This is a genomic window from Pseudomonas lurida, from assembly GCF_013522705.1.
Taxonomy (GTDB): domain Bacteria; phylum Pseudomonadota; class Gammaproteobacteria; order Pseudomonadales; family Pseudomonadaceae; genus Aquipseudomonas; species Aquipseudomonas quebecensis.
In genome coordinates, this window is record NZ_JAAMRE010000030.1 from 1 (window position 1) to 18,205 (window position 18,205).

The 18,205-nt window shown below is 62.6% G+C and carries 19 protein-coding genes; 9 read left to right on the plus strand and 10 right to left on the minus strand.

The window, feature by feature from the left end; all coding sequences use genetic code 11:
• From G7025_RS21245 to pobA, 3 genes are all read right to left on the minus strand, one after another.
• The coding region (locus G7025_RS21245) for a hypothetical protein (RefSeq protein ID WP_181081059.1) at nucleotides 1-394 on the minus strand (394 nt) is incomplete at its 3' end.
• A gap of 185 nt (nucleotides 395-579) precedes the next feature.
• Nucleotides 580-2,097, minus strand: coding sequence for an MDR family MFS transporter (locus G7025_RS21250; protein ID WP_308811980.1), 1,518 nt, complete (start codon nucleotides 2,095-2,097; stop codon nucleotides 580-582).
• A 64-nt stretch (nucleotides 2,098-2,161) separates the two neighbouring features.
• On the minus strand, nucleotides 2,162-3,355 hold the full coding sequence (pobA, locus tag G7025_RS21255) for a 4-hydroxybenzoate 3-monooxygenase (protein ID WP_181081060.1): 1,194 nt from the start codon (nucleotides 3,353-3,355) through the stop codon (nucleotides 2,162-2,164).
• A gap of 180 nt (nucleotides 3,356-3,535) precedes the next feature.
• Between pobA and G7025_RS21260 the strand changes: the two genes are divergently transcribed.
• Nucleotides 3,536-4,411, plus strand: a complete 876-nt coding sequence (locus tag G7025_RS21260) for a helix-turn-helix domain-containing protein (RefSeq protein WP_181081061.1) — start codon at nucleotides 3,536-3,538, stop codon at nucleotides 4,409-4,411.
• Here the strand turns inward: G7025_RS21260 and G7025_RS21265 are convergent.
• Both G7025_RS21265 and G7025_RS21270 read right to left on the minus strand, forming a co-directional pair.
• On the minus strand, nucleotides 4,404-4,580 hold the full coding sequence (locus G7025_RS21265) for a hypothetical protein (protein WP_181081062.1): 177 nt from the start codon (nucleotides 4,578-4,580) through the stop codon (nucleotides 4,404-4,406). The two genes, G7025_RS21260 and G7025_RS21265, sit on opposite strands and share 8 nt — an antisense overlap.
• Before the next feature lie 90 nt (nucleotides 4,581-4,670).
• Complete coding sequence (locus tag G7025_RS21270; protein ID WP_181081063.1) at nucleotides 4,671-5,585, minus strand: LysR family transcriptional regulator; 915 nt, start codon at nucleotides 5,583-5,585, stop codon at nucleotides 4,671-4,673.
• A 106-nt stretch (nucleotides 5,586-5,691) separates the two neighbouring features.
• Between G7025_RS21270 and G7025_RS21275 the strand changes: the two genes are divergently transcribed.
• A complete protein-coding gene (locus G7025_RS21275; protein ID WP_181081064.1) occupies nucleotides 5,692-6,558 on the plus strand; it encodes an MBL fold metallo-hydrolase in 867 nt (288 codons plus the stop codon).
• A 35-nt stretch (nucleotides 6,559-6,593) separates the two neighbouring features.
• On the plus strand, nucleotides 6,594-7,208 hold the full coding sequence (locus tag G7025_RS21280) for an NAD(P)-dependent oxidoreductase (protein ID WP_181081065.1): 615 nt from the start codon (nucleotides 6,594-6,596) through the stop codon (nucleotides 7,206-7,208).
• 116 nt (nucleotides 7,209-7,324) lie between these two features.
• Here the strand turns inward: G7025_RS21280 and G7025_RS21285 are convergent, their stop codons facing one another.
• Nucleotides 7,325-8,221 (minus strand): LysR substrate-binding domain-containing protein, encoded by an 897-nt coding sequence (locus G7025_RS21285; RefSeq protein ID WP_181081066.1) that lies wholly within the window; start codon nucleotides 8,219-8,221, stop codon nucleotides 7,325-7,327.
• A gap of 109 nt (nucleotides 8,222-8,330) precedes the next feature.
• Here G7025_RS21285 and G7025_RS21290 point away from each other — a divergent pair, with 109 nt between their 5' ends.
• From G7025_RS21290 to G7025_RS21300, 3 genes are all read left to right on the plus strand, one after another.
• The gene (locus G7025_RS21290; RefSeq protein ID WP_181081067.1) at nucleotides 8,331-9,956 is read left to right on the plus strand and encodes a 5-guanidino-2-oxopentanoate decarboxylase; all 1,626 of its coding nucleotides are present in this window, start codon (nucleotides 8,331-8,333) and stop codon (nucleotides 9,954-9,956) included.
• Nucleotides 9,957-10,124: 168 nt separating this feature from the next.
• A complete protein-coding gene (locus G7025_RS21295; RefSeq protein ID WP_181081068.1) occupies nucleotides 10,125-11,312 on the plus strand; it encodes a cyanate transporter in 1,188 nt (395 codons plus the stop codon).
• A 137-nt stretch (nucleotides 11,313-11,449) separates the two neighbouring features.
• Nucleotides 11,450-12,385 carry a LysR family transcriptional regulator gene (locus tag G7025_RS21300; protein ID WP_181081069.1) on the plus strand — a complete coding sequence of 312 codons (936 nt, stop codon included), beginning with the start codon at nucleotides 11,450-11,452 and terminating at the stop codon, nucleotides 12,383-12,385.
• A 35-nt stretch (nucleotides 12,386-12,420) separates the two neighbouring features.
• Here the strand turns inward: G7025_RS21300 and G7025_RS21305 are convergent, their stop codons facing one another.
• From G7025_RS21305 to G7025_RS21315, 3 genes are all read right to left on the minus strand, one after another.
• On the minus strand, nucleotides 12,421-12,783 hold the full coding sequence (locus tag G7025_RS21305; protein ID WP_181081070.1) for a 5-carboxymethyl-2-hydroxymuconate Delta-isomerase: 363 nt from the start codon (nucleotides 12,781-12,783) through the stop codon (nucleotides 12,421-12,423).
• A gap of 55 nt (nucleotides 12,784-12,838) precedes the next feature.
• Nucleotides 12,839-13,762, minus strand: a complete 924-nt coding sequence (locus tag G7025_RS21310) for a LysR substrate-binding domain-containing protein (RefSeq protein ID WP_181081071.1) — start codon at nucleotides 13,760-13,762, stop codon at nucleotides 12,839-12,841.
• Nucleotides 13,763-13,884: 122 nt separating this feature from the next.
• Nucleotides 13,885-14,028 carry a hypothetical protein gene (locus G7025_RS21315; protein WP_181081072.1) on the minus strand — a complete coding sequence of 48 codons (144 nt, stop codon included), beginning with the start codon at nucleotides 14,026-14,028 and terminating at the stop codon, nucleotides 13,885-13,887.
• Nucleotides 14,029-14,226: 198 nt separating this feature from the next.
• On the opposite strand from G7025_RS21315, the gene G7025_RS21320 reads away from it, so the two are divergent.
• Both G7025_RS21320 and G7025_RS21325 read left to right on the plus strand, forming a co-directional pair.
• Nucleotides 14,227-15,531, plus strand: coding sequence for an MFS transporter (locus G7025_RS21320; RefSeq protein WP_181081073.1), 1,305 nt, complete (start codon nucleotides 14,227-14,229; stop codon nucleotides 15,529-15,531).
• The gene (locus tag G7025_RS21325; RefSeq protein ID WP_181081146.1) at nucleotides 15,531-16,289 is read left to right on the plus strand and encodes a substrate-binding domain-containing protein; all 759 of its coding nucleotides are present in this window, start codon (nucleotides 15,531-15,533) and stop codon (nucleotides 16,287-16,289) included. The genes G7025_RS21320 and G7025_RS21325 overlap by 1 nt, the downstream gene beginning before the upstream one ends.
• Here the strand turns inward: G7025_RS21325 and G7025_RS21330 are convergent.
• Nucleotides 16,281-17,183 carry a LysR family transcriptional regulator gene (locus G7025_RS21330; protein WP_181081074.1) on the minus strand — a complete coding sequence of 301 codons (903 nt, stop codon included), beginning with the start codon at nucleotides 17,181-17,183 and terminating at the stop codon, nucleotides 16,281-16,283. The two genes, G7025_RS21325 and G7025_RS21330, sit on opposite strands and share 9 nt — an antisense overlap.
• A gap of 168 nt (nucleotides 17,184-17,351) precedes the next feature.
• Here G7025_RS21330 and G7025_RS21335 point away from each other — a divergent pair, with 168 nt between their 5' ends.
• The gene (locus tag G7025_RS21335) at nucleotides 17,352-18,203 is read left to right on the plus strand and encodes an STAS domain-containing protein (RefSeq protein ID WP_181081075.1); all 852 of its coding nucleotides are present in this window, start codon (nucleotides 17,352-17,354) and stop codon (nucleotides 18,201-18,203) included.
• Nucleotides 18,204-18,205: the final 2 nt, after the last annotated feature.

Consider the following 18,205-nt stretch of genomic DNA (forward strand, 5'->3'; position numbering starts at 1 on the left):
CCACACGCACCACCCGCCCATAGCAGGACGAAACAAAGCCCAGAGGCACCAGCTCGCGGGGGATCGCCAATTGATACCGTGGCCGGTTTTCTTCGCCTGGGCGCACTTCAGCCCAGGCCAGCTCGAATGGGGAACCGCCCATGTAAAACTCGAACACATCGCCCACGTTTAAACGAAACCAGCGCTCGAAGGTCACGATCAGGCGGTTCTCGATGTGGCGGATGCCCAGTCCTCGATCGGCGCCGACCACAGAAAGAACCGGGTCGGCCACATAAGGAGGGGGCTCCAGGTCCACGGCGCGGTTGCTGTTGGACGGGTAAACCACCAGGGCGTGGTCAAATGGAATAGTGCCCCCGGCGGGGGAAGGCTCAATGACAGCTGGCTCATCAGACATGGCTGAAACTCCTTGCGGTAATAGCGCCAAGGGGGCGCGGGACAAGGAAATCAGACACCCGGCGGGTTGGGCTGAATAGCTGTCAACATTGACAGTAGCGACGAACGGTTGTCACGCGGTGCGGACCCCGGCAGGCGTACGGGGCAGACTTGCCCCCGCCCCAGTTTTAGTCTTCATGGTGCCGGTTATTTCGCCTTGTCCTCGCGCCCGCGCAGTAGGCGGTTGGGCATGACCACGGCCGCCGCCAGCCCCAGCAGCGACACCGCCGCACTCACCAGCAGCAAGTGTCGGAATGTCACTGCCAGTTCGGCGCGCAGGGCATCCTGCGCAGGGCCGGGGGCGGCCTTGAGGCCGTCGAGCAGCACGTTGCCCGAACTGCCCTCGGCCACCAGCGCGCCGCTGGACAGGTGGGCGAAGCTGGAGTCCTGCAGCAGCGCCAGCAGCAACGCCGACATGCAGGCCACGCCCACCGCACCGCCCAGCGAACGGAACAGGTTGGTGGTGCTGGTGGCCACGCCGATATCCGGCTGCGCCACCGAATTCTGCGCACCCACCAGGGAGGTCGGGAACTGCATGCCGGCGGCGATCCCGCAGAGCAGCATGAACATGGCGGTGAGCAACACATCCTGGGGCGCGCTGTAAGCCATGCCGAAGATGGCCAGCGGGCTCAACAATGCACCGCTGAGGATCATCGGTTTATAGCGCCCGGTCACCGAGGTCCGACGCCCGGCGCAGTAGGCACCGATTGGCAGGCCCATCGCCAGCGGCAGCAGGTGCAGGGCGGCGCTGTCGGCACCGGCGCCGGTCACGGTCTGAAAGCGCAACGGCATCAGCACGGTCAGGGAAATCGCCTGGAAACTGGTGAAAAAAATCGTGCACCAGCACAACACCGCACTGGCATTGGCAAACAGATGCATCGGCAGCAGCGGTTCGCGCGCGCGGCGTTCATGCCACACGAACAGCGTCAGCACCACCAGCGCGCCGGCCAGCAGGCCCAGCACCTGCGAGTCACGCCAGGAATGGCCCTGGCCGATTTCAGTGACGCCCAGCAACAGGGCGGTCAAACCGAAGATCATCAGCACAGTGCCGAGGTAATCGATGATCGGCTTGCGCTGAGGCACCGGCAGCCCCACCAGGGTGCGGTGGGCCACGTACCACGCAGCGGCGCCCAGAGGCAGGTTGATCAGAAACACCCAACGCCAGGACAGGTACTCGGTCATGTAACCGCCCAGCACTGGCCCGGCCACACTGGCCACCGCGTACATGCTGCTGAAATAGCCCTGGTAACGCCCGCGTTCGCGAGGCGCGATGATGTCGCCGATGATCGCCTGGCTCACCGAAACCATGCCCCCGGCGCCGATCCCTTGCAGCACCCGCGCCAGCACCAGTTGCTCCATGCTGTGCGCCATGCCACAGAACAGCGACGCCACGGTGAACACGCCCATGCCGATCAGCATCATCGGCCGACGCCCATACAGGTCGCCGAGCTTGCCGTAGATCGGCACCGCCACCGTCATGGCCACCATGTAGCCGGAAATCACCCAGGCCAGCAGATTGACGTCGTGAAAACGCGCCGAGATGGCCGGCATGGACACCGCGACGATGGTCTGGTCAAGGGCGCCAAGGAAGATGGCCATCATCAGCGCGACCAGGATACTGCGCACGGCGGGTAACGGCGGGGTGGGATGATTAAGCTGAGTCACGCAGGAACCTTCGAACAAGGTCGTGGGAAAGGCGCCCCACGACAATGGCGAATACGATAGCAGGCTATTCGATAGCCTCGTAAGGAAGTCCGACGTAATTTTCCGCGATCGTCCGGCGCCCGGCTTCGGAGTCGATGAAGTAGTCCAGCTCACTCTGGGCGATGCGCTGGCTGAACCCGTCGGCTTCATCAAACGTGTGCAGCATGGAAGTCATCCACCAGGAAAACCGCTCGGCCTTCCACACCCGGCGCAGGCAGATCGCCGAGTACTGTTGCAGCAAATCCACCCGGCCCTGGCGATACACCTTGAGCAGAATCCTGAACAAGGTACTGACATCACTGGCCGCCAGGTTAAGGCCCTTGGCGCCGGTAGGGGGCACGATGTGCGCGGCGTCACCCAGCAGAAACAGGCGCCCGTACTGCATCGGCTCCACCACGAAGCTGCGCAGCGGCGCGATGCTTTTTTCGATCGACGGCCCGGTCACCAACTGCTCGGCCAATGCGGCGGGCAGACGCTGTTTGAGCTCTTCCCAGAACCGCGCATCCGACCATTGCTCCAGTGCTTCATCCGCCGGCACCTGCAGGTAATAGCGACTGCGGGTGGGCGAGCGCATGCTGCAAAGGGCAAAGCCACGAGGGTGCTTGGCGTACACCAGTTCCGCGTGCACCGGTGGTGTGTCGGCGAGGATGCCCAGCCAGCCGAACGGGTAGACCCGTTCGAAAATGTTCAAGGCATCGGCCGGGATCGATTGGCGGGCGACTCCGTGAAAACCGTCGCACCCGGCGATGTAGTCGCACTCCAGGCGAAACGTCTGGCCCTGATGTTCGAAGGTCAGCCAGGGCCGATCGCTCTTGAGGTCGTGGGGCTGGACGTCGCGTGCTTCATACAGGGTGATGGCACCCGCATCGGCACGCGCCGCCATCAGGTCACGGGTGACTTCGGTCTGGCCGTAGACCATCACGGATTTGCCGCCGGTCAACGCTTTGAGGTCGATGTGGGCGAGCCTATCGTTGAGCGCCAGTTCGAAGCCGTCGTGCACCAGGCCGTCGCGATCCATGCGCTGGCTCACGCCGGCTTCGCGCAGCAGATCGACCATGCCCTGCTCCAGCACGCCGGCACGAATGCGGCCGAGCACGTAATCGGCGCTCTGGCGCTCAAGGATCAAAGTCTGGATGCCGGCGTTGTGCAGCAACTGGCCGAGGAGCAGTCCGGATGGACCGGCGCCGATAATGGCGACTTGGGTGTTCAGCGTTTTCATTATTTTTATGGCCCGCAAGTTCCACCCGAACGGATCGAGTGAAAGAGTTGTCATTGGTCTTGTAGCTGACATTTTTCACTTGAGCGCCCAGCATAAGAAGGTGAAAACTGCGCCAAAGCCTGCGCTTTTTGCCAATCGGGGCGATTACCGCACAACTATCCCGAGTATCGGATTTAAACCATGACCAAAACCGCGATTCCGGTCTTCAAGCTTTACGGGGAAAGCCAGCAGTGGCCGACGCCCGATTTGTTGCACTGCGAAACCATTTCCCGGCGCAGTCGGGAATACCAGTGGGAAATCCAGCCCCACCGGCACGCGGATCTGTGCCAATTGCTTTATGTGCACAAAGGCCAGGCCCAATTGGAAATCGAAGGCCAGCGCACCACCCTCAATGAAGCCACGTTGCAGGTGCTGCCACCGCTGTGCGTGCATGGCTTCCACTTTGCCGAGGATGTCGAAGGTTACGTGCTGACGCTGGCGGCCCCGCTGGTGGACCATCTACAGGCGCAACTGGGCGCCACGGCCGACGCGTTGCAGATGCCGGGCAGTTACCCGGCGGGCAAGGACAGCGAGTACCTCAACCGCCTGTTCGCCCGCTTGCAGGAGGAATACGCCGATGAGCAACCGGCCCGGGACATGCTGATGCATGCCCTGGTCAGCGTGTTGCTGGTGTGGATCAGTCGTCAGGCAATCCAGCGTCGTCACCCTCGGGCGCCACGCGGGCGTGAGTATTTCCGGCGGTTCACCCAACTGGTTGAACAGCACTACCGCGAGCATCCGAAGATCGAAGACCTGGCCCACAAACTGGGGATCTCCGTGTCGCACCTGAACGGCACTTGCCGTGAATTGGGCGGCCAGCCCGCGCTGCAGATCATGCATGACCGCCAGTTGCTGGAAGCCAAGCGCTTGCTGACGTACACCAGCATGACCATCAATGAGATGTCTGAGGTGTTGGGTTTTTCCGACCCGACCAATTTCTCGCGGTTGTTCCGTCGCCGGGTCGGCTTTTCGCCCAAGGCCTTTCGCGAGCAGCTTAAATCCAGGCAGCCTACCTGAGCGCGCTGAAACTGCCGCTGCGCGGAACGCACAGATCCTGATGGCAGCTGATCGCAAAGGTCGGCTGCATACGGGTTTGCTCGACGCGGTAGGCGGCCGTTGCGTAAAGCGCGCTGGCCAAGACGCTGAGGGCGAAAATCGTCAGGTACTTGCGGGTTTTGATGCTCATGGCACTGACCTCTGCACGGTTCTACACGGTGCTGTTTAAAGCATAGGTCAGTCAGGGCAGGTTGCCATTATTGGCCGCCATTCAACCCGTTTATGTCGCGTATAAGCCCTCATCCCACGCCGGCTCCTCGGGAAAGCGCAGGACCAGGAAATCCAGCAGGCTGCGCAACGCCGAGGGCATGTGTTTGCGCGAGGCGTAGACCGCGTAGATGTTCATCTGCCGGGGATCGGCGCCAGGCAGCAGGCGTACCAGTTCGCCACGACGAACATAGTCGCCCGCCTGATAGCTGGGCAGCATGGCCACCCCGGCGCCGGCCAGGGTAAGGCGCAGTAAGGTGCTGGCCTCGTTGGCGGTGATATTGCCGCTCACCGGTACCGACACATGCTCACCCCGCTCGTCGAAATGCCACAGGCTCTTGCCGAAATAGGAGTGGGTGAGGCAATTGTGGCGCGCCAGGTCTTCGACTTTGCGCGGCGCCGGATGCTCGCGCAGGTACTCAGGCGTGGCGCACACTACCGAGCGGCAAACGCTGAGGCGCCGGGCGATCAGGTTGGGGTCCAGGTCGTTGCTCATGCGAATCGCCAGATCGATGCGCTCATCCACCAGGTTTACCGTGCGGTCGAGCAGTTGCAGATCCACCGTCACCAACGGGTGGCGCTTGACGTATTCGGCGATGGCCTCGGCCAATTGCACCTGGCCGAACGACGTACTCACACTCAGGCGCAACAGGCCGCGAGGCGCGTCGTCCGGTTCGCTCACGGCGGCCTGCATGTCGGCACCCAATTCCAGCATTTGCCGGCAACGGGGCAGGGTTTCGCTGCCCGCTGCGGTCAGGCTGAGCTTGCGTGTGGTGCGGTGCAGCAGGCGCGCGCCGACCCAGTCCTCCAGCTCGGCCAGATAGCGCGATACCACCGGGCGTGACAGGTCCAGATGATCGGCGGCGGCGGATTGGCTGCCCAGGTCGACCACGGTGACAAACACGCGCATTGCTTGAAGACGATCCATGATCTGCCCGCTTTTAGAAACAAACTATGTTCCAGCATCGCATTTTTAGTCTGGTTTGGTGCAACTAAGCTCTGTGCATCCTTTGAATCGATGCTGGAGCTGCCCAATGTTCTCAACCTTCAAGCGCCTGAGCCTGGCCACCGCCGCCCTGGCCTTCGCCGCCCATGCGGCCGCGGCCGAGCTGAAGCTCGACGTGTACAACCCCGGCGAAGCGGCAATCTTCCCAGTCACCTCGGTGCTGGTCAGCGGCGCCAGGGACGCGATCCTGGTGGATGCGCAATTCGGCAAAAGCCAGGCCGAGCAACTGGTGCAGAACATCCGCGCCAGCGGCAAGCACCTGACCACCATCTACATCAGCCATGGCGACCCGGACTACTACTTCGGCCTCGACACCCTGACTGCGGCTTTCCCCGACGCCAAGGTGCTGGCGCCGCAACCGGTGGTCGAGCACATCAAGGCCACCGTGGCCGACAAACTGGCATTCTGGGGCCCGAAAATGGGCGCCGACAAACCGGCTAAAACCATCGTGCCGCAGGTACTTGAAGGCGACAGCCTGAGCCTGGAGGGCCAGACACTGGAAGTGGTCGGCCTGGATGGCCCACAGCCGGATCGCAGCGTGGTGTGGATCCCGTCGATCAAGGCGGTCGTCGGTGGCGTGGTGGTGGCCCAGAACATTCATGTATGGATGGCTGACACCCAAAGCGCACAGTCCCACAAAGACTGGCTGGCGACCTTGCAACGCATCCAACAGCTGCAGCCGCGCACCGTGATTCCGGGCCATTACCTGGGCACGCCGTCGCTGGCGTCGGTGGCCTTCACGGCTGACTACATCAAGGCCTTTGACCTGGAAACCGCCAAGGCCAAGGACGCCGCCGCGCTGATCGCAGCCATGAAAAAGCGCTACCCGACCCTCGCCGACGAGAGCTCGCTGGAGCTGAGCGCCAAAGTCGCCAAAGGCGAAATGAAGTGGTGAACCGCTGTAAACCCTGACTTTTACTGGAGAACATCATGAGCAAGATCGCAATCATTGGCGCCACCGGCCGTGCCGGCAGCCAACTGCTGGAAGAAGCGCTGCGTCGCGGGCATAGCGTGGTCGCCATCGCGCGCAATACCGATACCCTGGCGGCGCGCGACGGCGTCACCGTCGAACAGGTCGATGCCCTGAATGCCGACGCTTTGCAACAGGCCATCAGCGGCAGCGACGTGGTGATCAGCGCGGCGCACTTTGCCACATTGCCCGCTGCCGCCGTGATCGGCCCGGTGAAAAAAGCCGGGGTCAAGCGCCTGCTGGTGGTGGGCGGCGCGGGTTCGCTGCTGCTGCCGGACGGCAGCCGCGTGATCGACAGTCCGGGCTTCCCGGCTGAATACAAAGCCGAAGCCAGTGCCGGTGCTGAGTTCCTCGAAGCCCTGCGCCAGGAACAGGAACTGGACTGGACCTTTCTGTCACCGTCGGCGGAATTCGTCGAGACCGAACGCACCGGCCGCTTCCGCCTGGGTCACGACCATTTGCTGGTGAGCGCCGAAGGCCGCAGTTGGATCAGCTTTGCCGACTACGCCATCGCGCTGATCGATGAAGTGGAAAAGCATCAGCACCCGCGCCAGCGTTTTACGGTCGGTTACTGATTGGTGGAGTGACTGATCCATCGCTATCGGGGGCAAGCCCCCTCCCACATGCACTGACGAAACCAGATCAAAACTGTGGGAGGGGGCTTGCCCCCGATGGCGATCGATCGGTCAGTTCAAGTACCGCTGCCCCCACCCTGATCTGAAGAGTGCGCCTGGCTCTGCAGCCAAGCCATCAATGCCTCAAGCTCCGGCAGGGGCCGCGCGCCCGGCGCAGACACCAGGTAATAGCCCATCCCCGTCGGCACACGCCGTTCAAACGGCATGACCAGCCGCCCCGCCTTCACATCCTCGCCAATCAGCGCACAGTCGCCGATCGCCACGCCGGAGCCTTGGGACGCCACTGTCATCGCCAGGTCCAGGGTTTCGAAGTGATGGCCTTGGCTCACGGTGCTCAAGCGCACATCCGCCGCATTCAGCCAGAGCGTCCAGTCCCGTTCGTCACGCGTGGGGTGCAGCAGCACCTGGTGTTGCAGGTCTGCCGGCGCGCGCAGCGTCGCGAGCAAGGCCGGCGCGCAGACCGGGGTGAGTCGTTCGTCGAATAGATGCACGGCCTCGGCGGGCTGTTCGGCGATGGGCGCGTAAATCACGGCCGCATCGAAAGGCTCGCGACGAAAGTCCACGGTGTTGGCCACGGTGGTAGTGAGCTCAACCGGCACATCAGGGCGTTCCCGTTGCCATTGCATCAGGCGCGGCAGCAACCAGCGCATCACGCAGGTGGAAGCCTTGAGTTGCAGGGCCTGACGCCGACGGCCGATCTGTTCCACCGCGGCACCGACCAGGCCAAACACCTGCTGCGTGCACTGCTGCCATTCACGCCCTTGCTCGGTAAGGCTCAAACCGCGCGCCTGACGCACAAACAAGGGGTAGCCCAAGTGGCGCTCCAGCCCGGCGATCTGCCGGCTCACCGCACCCTGGGTGATGTGCAAGCGCTCGGCGGCGCGGGTGAAGTTGCAGCACTGGGCTGTGACCCAGAACGTGTGCAGCGCAGGCAGCGGCGGAAGGCGTTTCATGCGATGAGCCATGACGTGAGGACATGGCGAGTATGACGTTTTATCGATTGTGGGCGCCATGGGCCAACCGTTCCAATACCGCCTTCTCTCATTCACAAGAGCGACCTGTATGGCGACCTGCGGCGAAGTGTTGGTCAACCTCCTGGAAGGCTACGGCGTGGACCATGTGTTCGGCATACCCGGGGTGCACACCGTGGAGCTGTATCGCGGCCTGGCCCGCTCCGGTATCCGCCACGTCACCCCGCGCCATGAACAGGGCGCCGGCTTTATGGCCGACGGTTACGCACGCACCCGTGGCAAGCCGGGCGTGTGCTTCATCATCACCGGCCCCGGTATGACCAATATCACCACGGCCATGGCCCAGGCGTATGCCGACTCGATCCCGATGCTGGTGATTTCCAGCGTGCAATCGCGCAGCCAGCTGGGCGGTGGACGCGGCAAATTGCATGAGCTGCCGAACCAGAGCGCGCTGGTGGCTGGGGTGGCGGCATTTTCCCACACGCTGATGTCGGCGGCGGAACTGCCAGGCGTGCTGGCCAGGGCGTTTGCGTTATTCCAGGCCGGGCGGCCGCGCCCGGTGCATATCGAAATCCCCCTTGACGTGCTGGTGGAAAACGCCGATGCGCTGCTGCCCTGCGCACCGGTTAACGTGGCCCGCGCCGGCGCGGCACCGGCGGCGATCGCACAGATGAGCCGTTTGCTCGTCGCGGCCAAGCGCCCGCTGATCCTGGCCGGCGGCGGTGCCATTGACGCCGCCGCTGCGCTGACCGAACTGGCCGACACCCTCGGCGCACCGGTCGCGCTGACCATCAACGCCAAGGGCCTGTTGCCGGCCGCGCATCCGCTGCTGATCGGCTCGACCCAGAGCCTGCCCGCCACCCGCGCCCTGGTGGCCGAAGCCGACGTGGTGTTGGCCATCGGCACGGAGCTTGCGGAAACCGACTACGACACCACCTTCGCCGGCGGCTTCGAAATCCCCGGTGTCTTGCTGCGCATCGATATCGACCCGGACCAGACCGTGCGCAACTACCGGCCCGAGGTGGCGTTGGTGGCGGACGCGCGGATCGCCGCCGACGCCTTGCTGGCCGACGTTTTGCGCGGGCCACTGCCTGCGCGTGAACCCCACTGGGGGCGCCTACGCGTGGCGCGGTTGTGGGCTGAATTGACGCCCACCTGGGACGCCGCCACGCGCGCGCAGAGCCTGTTCCTCAATACGGTTCTGCACGCCTTGCCGGACGCCGTGCTGGTGGGCGACTCGACCCAGCCGGTGTACAGCGCCAACCTGACCCTGAACCTCGACCAACCGCGCCGCTGGTTCAACGCCTCCACCGGCTACGGCACCCTGGGCTACGCCCTGCCCGCCGCCATCGGCGCCTGGCTTGGACGCGGCGACGGCCGGCCGGTGGTGTGCCTGATCGGCGACGGCGGCCTGCAATTCACCCTGCCGGAACTGGCGAGCGCGGTGGAGGCTCGTACGCCGACCATCGTGTTGCTGTGGAACAACCAGGGCTATGAAGAGATCAAGCGCTATATGCTCAACCGCGCCATCGAGCCGGTGGGCGTGGACATCTACACGCCGGATTTTATCGGCGTGGCCAAAGCCCTCGGCAGCGCCACCGCCAGTGCGCACAGCGTTACGCAGCTGCGTAGGGCGTTGGATGCCGCCGCGCAACGGCAGGGGCCGACCCTGATTGAAATCGACCAGGGGCTGTGGATGAAGGAGGTGGCGGTGTGAGCCCAGTCACCGCAGGGGAGCGGCGTACACACTGGTTGTGCTGAGCGAGCAGTCTGTTGCAAGCCCATCAACCCCCGCGCAATTTTTCAATAACCCCTGCGACTTTCTCATTTGCTCCGCCTGCATCCACCGTGGCCTGATTCGCGCTTGTTCACTCAAGGCTTGCCCATGGAAAACGTTCACGCAAAACCCACTACGGCCGTCTGGCTGATGCTCAGTGTTGTGCTGGTCGCCCTTAACCTGCGTCCGTCGATGGCGGCAGTCGGGCCGTTGTTATCGTCGATTCGCGGCGATGTGCCGTTGAGTTTCAGCAGCGCGGCACTGTTGACCATGCTGCCGGTGATGGCCATGGGGCTGGCGATGTTTTTCGGTATGGGCCTGGCCAAGCGGCTTGGCGAACACCGCAGCATCGTGCTGTCGCTGGGGGTGATCGGCGTGGCGACGCTGTCACGGTTGTGGCTGGATTCGGCGCTGGAGCTGATCGTCAGCGCCATCGCCGCCGGGGTGGGGATCGCGTTGATCCAGGCGGTGATGCCGACGCTGATCAAGACCCGCTTCAACCAGAATGTGTCGTTGTTCATGGGCCTGTATGTCACCGCAATCATGGGCGGTGCCGCGTTGGCCGCGTCATTCGCGCCGTTCGTGCAGGCACGGACCGGCAGTTGGCGCATCGGCCTGGCGATCTGGGCAACGCTCGCCGTGCTGGCGCTGGTGTTCTGGTGCGCCCAGCGTGCGACGCTGCCGACGGTGCCCCAGGCCGGCTCCGGCGCGCAGGAAAGCTTTTTCGGTAACGCACGCGCCTGGTTGCTGGCGATCTTCTTTGGTCTTGGCACGGCGTCCTACACCTGTGTACTCGCGTGGCTGGCGCCGTACTACGTAGAGCAAGGCTGGAGTGAACAGAACGCCGGACTGCTGCTGGGCTTTCTCACGGCGATGGAAGTGGTGTCGGGGCTGGTCACGCCGGCCATCGCCAACCGTCGCCGGGATAAACGCGGCGTGGTGGCGGTGTTGCTAGTGCTGATCATCCTCGGGTTCTGCGGCCTGATCCTCGCGCCACAGCACCTGAGCCTGCTATGGCCCTGCCTGCTCGGCCTGGGCATCGGCGGGCTGTTTCCGATGAGCCTGATTCTGTCCCTCGACCACCTGGACAACCCCCGCCGCGCCGGTGGTCTTACGGCCTTTGTGCAGGGCATCGGCTACCTGATCGCGGGGCTGTCGCCTCTGATCGCCGGCGTGATCCGCGACCAACTGGGCAGTTTCGAATGGGCCTGGTGGGCGCTGACTGCCGTGATCGGTGTGATGCTGCTGATCGTGACGCGCTTCGACCCCAAGCGCTACGCGCAGCAAATTCGCTGAGGTCGTGTCGCCAACAGTTTTTGTCCCACACCCAACATAGAAACAGCCTACGAAGCTTCCTATTGGGACGCCCGTTCCGTTAATCTTTTGCGCTGTCTTGTACTGAATTCGGTACATGGGGTTTACGGACGAAACCGATGTTAAACAGTAACTTGCTCAGAAAGCTCGATATGCAGGACTTGATGGTGTTTATCGCCGTTTATGACCAGAGCAGCGTTACCGATGTGTCAGAAACGCTGTTCGTCAGCCAGTCCACCGTGAGCTACAGCCTCAAGAAACTGCGTACCAGTTTCGAGGATGAACTGTTTATCAACACCCGTGCGGGCATGCGGCCGACGTACAAGGCCACCACCATGTACGGGCATGTGCAGAAGATTCTCGAAAGCATCAACCTGTGTCATGCCGGTGGCCAGGCGTTCGACCCGACCCAGCAGGCGGTGACCTTCAATGTGTGCGCCCCGGAATACTTCGAACAGCTGATCCTGCCGCGCCTGCTCAAGCAATTCGACCTCGCCGACCTGCCGGTGATCGTCAATGTGCGCAAGCTGGAAGCCGATATCCCCGCCGAGGACCTGCGCCAAGGTCGCCTGGACCTGGTGATTTGCTTCGGCCCGCACTTTCATCGCACCCACAAAGACTTCAGAACCCAGATGCTGCTGGAGGATGACCTGGTGTGCGTGTTCGACAAACGTGCCGCGCCACAGGAACCGGCGTTCAGCCTGCAATCGTTTGTGGAGCGACGCCATGTGTTTCCTACACCGTGGACGTCCGATACCAATATGATTGACGGTTGGCTGGGCCGCCTGGCGCATAAACGCCACGTGGTGGCGCGGGCCAACAGCTACAGCGCGGCATTAAAGATGATCACGGGCACCGACTATGTCGTCACCCTGCCCCGCCGTGTGCAAAAGCTACTGGCACCGGCCTCGACCTTCGGTCACTGCGAAGCGCCGAACGGCTTGCCGGGTTTTACTCTGGATATGCAGTGGAACGAAAGCAGCGAGCAGGACCGCGCCAATACCTGGTTCAGGGAACAGGTGGTGAAAGTCTGCGCCGAACAAGGGCTGCTCTGACGCAGGCTCTGCAGTGATTTTTTGCGGGGCGGTGATCAGCCGATGACAACCTTGCTGTAGGACTCTCGATCCATATCGAGCAGTTGCACGCTGAGCTGCACCTGCATGTCCGCCGGCCAGTCGCCCATATCGTGCAACGCCGCCAACAGGCCTTCCGACAGCTGTTTCTTGACTTGAGGCGAGCGTCCGCTGAGCAGCGACAATTTCACCGCAATGAAACCGCGTGGGTTGAAGGACGTGCCCACCTGGAAACTCTCGACTTTCACCGCGCGGCTTTTGATATCGAACTCCGAGCCGAATTGCCCGGATGCCATCAGCACATTGTTGAGCCGCAACAGGGCTTTCTCGACGGCCAGGCCGGTGAGGTTCGCGGTGTACTCCAGGTGCAAGTGCGGCATGGATCGCTCCGAGTCATTTGTAGGAAGACTCTTAGATATATCACGGAAAAAACCGTCAGGCAGGATTCAGCGGCCCGCGATCGCTCATAAACGCTTCCAACCGCGAACGCACCCAGCGCTCGGCCGGGTCGGTATCCACGTGGCTGAGCCAGACCATGGACAAATCCAGGGTCGGCGTCTCGAACGGAAACGGCTCGCAAAACAGCTGGCCTGACACGGCCATGGCCTCTGCGGTGTAGTCCGGCAGGCTGGCGATCAGGTCGGTGCCGGCCAACAGCGCCGGCAAGGCGCTGTATTGCGGCACCGACAACACCACCTGCCGCTTGCGGCCGATTTCCGCCAGCCATTCATCGGCAAACCCCGACACGTTGGCGGTGTGAGACACCAGCACATGGGGCCGTGCGCAATATTCATCGAGGGTCAACGGCGTGTCCGACGCATCGGCGCGCAACAGGCGCGGACGGATATGACGCAGCAATTTGCGCTTGGCATTGGCCGGCAGGCCGCGGGTCTGGGTAATGCCGACGGTGATGTCACCGGATGCCAGCAGATCGGGGATGCGCCAGTAATCGACATGCTGCACCACAAACACCACCTTCGGCGCTTCCTGGCGCAAGGCGCGCAGCAAAGGCGGCAACAGGCCGAATTCCACATCGTCGGACAGGCCGATGCGGAAGGTCATGGTGCTGATGGACGGGTCGAAATCGTGGGTCAGGCTCAAGGCCGACGACAGCGAATCAAGGGCCGGCGACAGGTGCTGGATTATCTCTTCGGCTCGCGCGGTGGGCTCCATGCGGTGGCCGACGCGGATAAACAGCGGGTCGTTGAACAAGGTACGCAAACGGTTGAGCGCCGAACTGATAGTGGGCTGGCCCAGAAACAGTTTCTCCGCCACCCGCGTGACGTTGCGCTCGAGCATCAGTGCTTCGAAGACCACCATCAGATTGATGTCGGCCTTGCGTAATTCGTTGCGATTCATCGGCGCCTGCCCTTTCCCCAAGACGAACCGCAGTGTAGAAAGCGCCGCGAGCGGCGTCTACGCGCGACAGCGCCGGATTCACCGGCAGGCCATGGCCCACCGGTGCCTGTCAGACCTGGCGCTCAGGGTTTGAGCGGCATTTCCTGATCGCGCTCGGACAACTCCGTGCCATCGTCCGGATGCTTCCAGGTTTGTGGTTTTTCCTCTTCGTGACGCCGGGATTGCTCCTGCGCCGGCTCATCGTGGTGCTTCGGTTCGTTACCCATTGTCACCTCCCTTGCGTAAGCATTGGCCATCGTGATCAGCATAGAACAGGACAACGGTTTCGGATGTGCCCGCCGATTGATAGCCATGACGCATCAATAAATCCAAAATTTTCACTTATCATTTCTAAATGTGTCAGCCACTATCCCAGGTCTTAAGCGAAACAAGCACTTTAAAAAGAACGCTGGAGACACAAAACCATGACTAGCTCAACCCGGCCTGACTCTGCCCGCTCCAAAGTGGGTGCGGTATTGCGCGTTACATCGGGTAACTTCCTCGAACAGTTCGACTTCTTCCTGTTCGGCTTCTATGCCACCTATATCGCTGCCGCGTTCTTCCCCGCCGCTAATGAGTTTGCATCATTAATGATGACCTTCGCCGTATTCGGCGCCGGCTTCCTGATGCGGCCCCTGGGCGCGATCATTCTGGGGGCGTATATCGATGACGTCGGCCGGCGCAAAGGCCTGATCGTGACGCTGTCGATCATGGCCAGCGGTACGCTGCTGATCGTGCTGGTGCCGGGATACCAGAGCATTGGCCTATGGGCGCCGTTGCTGGTGCTGCTCGGCCGCCTGCTGCAAGGCTTCTCGGCCGGCGCGGAACTGGGCGGGGTGTCGGTGTACCTGGCCGAAATGGCCACGCCGGGCCGCAAAGGCTTCTATACCAGCTGGCAGTCGGGCAGCCAGCAGATCTCCATCGTGGTCGCCGCCGCGCTGGGCTACGGTTTGAACGTGTGGATGGAACCGTCGGTGGTCGCCGACTGGGGCTGGCGCATTCCGTTCGCCGTAGGGTGCGTGATCATCCCGTTTATCTTTGTGCTGCGTCGCAACCTGCAGGAAACCGAAGAGTTCGCCAATCGCAAGCATCGCCCGACCATGCGCGAAGTGCTCGCAACCCTGGTGAAGAACTGGACCGTGGTGATCGGCGGCATGCTGATGGTGGCCATGACCACCACCGCGTTCTACCTGATCACTGTGTACGCACCGACCTTCGGCAAGACCGTCCTGCAATTGAGCACCTCCGACGCGCTGCTGGTGACCTTGCTGGTGGCCATCTCCAACTTCGTATGGCTGCCCATCGGCGGCACCCTCAGCGACCGCTTCGGGCGCAAACCGGTGCTGATCGCCATGACCGCATTGACCGTGCTTACGGCCTATCCGGCCCTGTCCTACGTGGTTAACGCGCCGAGCTTTGCACATATGCTGGAAACCCTGCTGTGGTTCTCCTTCCTGTACGGCATGTACAACGGTGCGATGATCCCGGCCCTGACCGAAATCATGCCGGTGGAAGTGCGCGTGGCGGGTTTCTCCCTGGCCTACAGCCTGGCGACCGCGATCTTCGGTGGCTTCACCCCGGCGATCTCCACCTGGTTCATTCACATCACTGAAGACAAAGCTTCGCCGGCCTATTGGATGATGTTCGCCGCGCTGTGTGCACTGTGCTCGACCCTGGCGCTGTACCGCCGCGCCAACGCCCGTGGCCAAGTGATGCAGGGGGCCGCATGATGAAGCCGCTGTTCAATACGCTGACCGCCCTCGCACTCGGCGCCCTGGCGCTGACGGCCCAGGCCGAGCAGCTCAAGGTCATGACCTCCGGTGGCTTCACGGCAGCCTATAAAGTGCTGGGCCCGCAATATGCCCAGCGCAGCGGCGACACCCTCGACACCATTCTCGGCCCGTCGATGGGCAAGGCGCCGGAAGCGATCCCCAACCGCCTGGCCCGTGGCGAACACGCCGACGTGGTGATCATGGTCGGCTACGCCCTGGATGAGTTGATCAAGCAAGGCAAGGTCGACCCGGCCTCGCGGGTGGAATTGGCCGATTCGCGCATTGGCCTGGTGGTCAGGCAAGGCCAGCCGAAACCGGCGATCGGCACCGATGCCGAGCTCAAGGCCGTACTGAGCAAGGCCAAGTCCGTGGCTTACTCGGACAGCGCCAGTGGCGTGTATGTCGAGAAAGAGCTGTTCAAGAAACTCGGCATGCCGGCCAAGGGCACTATGATCGAACGCCTGCCGGTGGCCGAGCAGGTTGCCAAGGGCGACTTCGAAGTGGGCTTGCAGCAGGTGGCAGAACTGTTACCGGTGCCGGGCGTGACCTACGTAGGCAAAATCCCCGAGGACGTGCAATCGGTGACGCGCTTCGCCGCGGGTATCCCGGTGAACGCCGATCACCCAGCGCAGGCCAAGGCGCTGCTGCAGTACCTCGCCTCTCCCGAGGTACAACCGGCGGTGCGCGCCACCGGCCTGGACTCGGTATCACACTGACCGAAACGGCATCTCGCGCACCAACCGTTCCAACTCCAACGCCGCCGGCGGCAACGTCCGCCCGCGGCGTTTGATCAAGCCCACATTGCGCATCACCTGCGGCTCCACCAGCGGCACACTCACCAGAATCGGGTGTTCGCACGCCGGCATTGCAATCGATGGCACCATGGCCACGCCCAGCCCCGCCTCTACCAACCCGATCATGGTGGTCACGTGGTGGGTTTCGCAGATACTCGGCTTCTTTACCCGCACGCCGCGCAAGGCCTGGTCGAGCAGGAAGCGGTTGCCCGAGGTTTTATCTACGGTGATGTAGTCATGCTCATAGGCTTCGGCCCAGGTCACGCTGTCGCGCCCGGCCAGTGGATGGTCACGCCGGCACGCCAGCACGTAACGTTCCTGCAGCAACAGTTCAAACTCCACCTCATCGGCCAGGCTGCCGCTGAAACTCACGCCGAAATCCGCCTCGCCGCTTTCCACCGCACTGCACACCTCGCCGGCACTGGCGTCGAGCACGCGCAGGCGAATCTTCGGGTAGAGCTTGTGGAACTCGGAGATTACATGAGGCATGAAGTAGTACGCGGTGGAGGGCACGCAGGCGATGGTGACATTGCCCATGCGCGTGGACGCCACATTGCTGATGCCCATCAGCGCGAGGTCGAGGTCGTCGAGCATGCGTTCGACCTGCGGGAGAAACGCGCGCCCCACCATGGTCAGGCTGACACGTCGGGTGGTGCGCTCGAACAGCTTCACATCGAGCGCCGATTCGAGCTTTTCGATGCGTCGGCTCAAGGCCGGTTGCGAGATGCGGATCGCTTCGGCGGCGCCGCGAAAACTGCCTTTGTCCACCACGGCACGAAAGGCCTGCAGGTCGTTGAGGTCGAAATTGATAATCACGGGAAGCACTGGCCGACTGAGAGGGTCGATCTATAGTACCCGAGGCCCATGAACGTGGGGCGACGCAGTTTGTAGACATCCCCCGCAATAATCCGTGTAAACAGTTTCAAACGACACATTTTGGTATAGATTGCGCGCAGCATATATCAGGCATCCAGGAGCTTTCCCATGGCGACACTTCACGCGAACACCGTTCAGGCGCTGCAAACCAACAAACTCAGCCTGTTGAGCACATGGATCGAAAGCCTCGAGGCCTCGGGTGCCACCCGTAACGTCAAGGAAGCCGAGCTGAAACAACAGGCCAACGACTTCCTGAGCACACTGATTGCAGCCTTGGAACAAGGCGGTTCGCAGAACGTCAACCACGAGAACTGGGCCGAAACCCGCGTGCTCCTGGAAAAGCTGTCCCATAGCCGCGCGCTGGTCGGCCAGGACTCGCAACAGACCGCCAGTTTCATCTTCGCGCTCAAAGGCCCGCTGTTCGCCCTGCTGCAACGCGAATACGTCGAACAGCCGGCGCAACTGGCCGAACAGCTGTGGGAAATTTCCGAGCTGCTCGATGCCCTCGGCATGCACACCATTCGCACGTTCCAGAAGTCCCGTGAACTGGTGATCAAGCGCCAGCAGGAAGAACTGCTCGAACTGTCCACGCCGGTGGTCAAACTGTGGGATGGCGTACTGGCCCTGCCGATGATCGGCACCCTGGATTCCCAGCGCACCCAGGTGGTGATGGAGTCGCTGCTGCAACGCATCGTCGACACCGGCGCGGAAATCGCAATTATCGACATCACCGGTGTGCCGACCGTCGATACCCTGGTGGCCCAGCACCTGCTCAAGACCGTGACCGCCATTCGCCTGATGGGTGCCGACTGCATCATCAGCGGCGTGCGCCCGCAGATCGCCCAGACCATCGTGCACCTGGGCCTTGACCTGCAAGGCGTGGTCACCAAGGCCAATCTGGCCGACGCCCTGGCCCTGTCCCTCAAGCGCCTGGGCGTGACCGTGACCAAGGCCGTCTGATT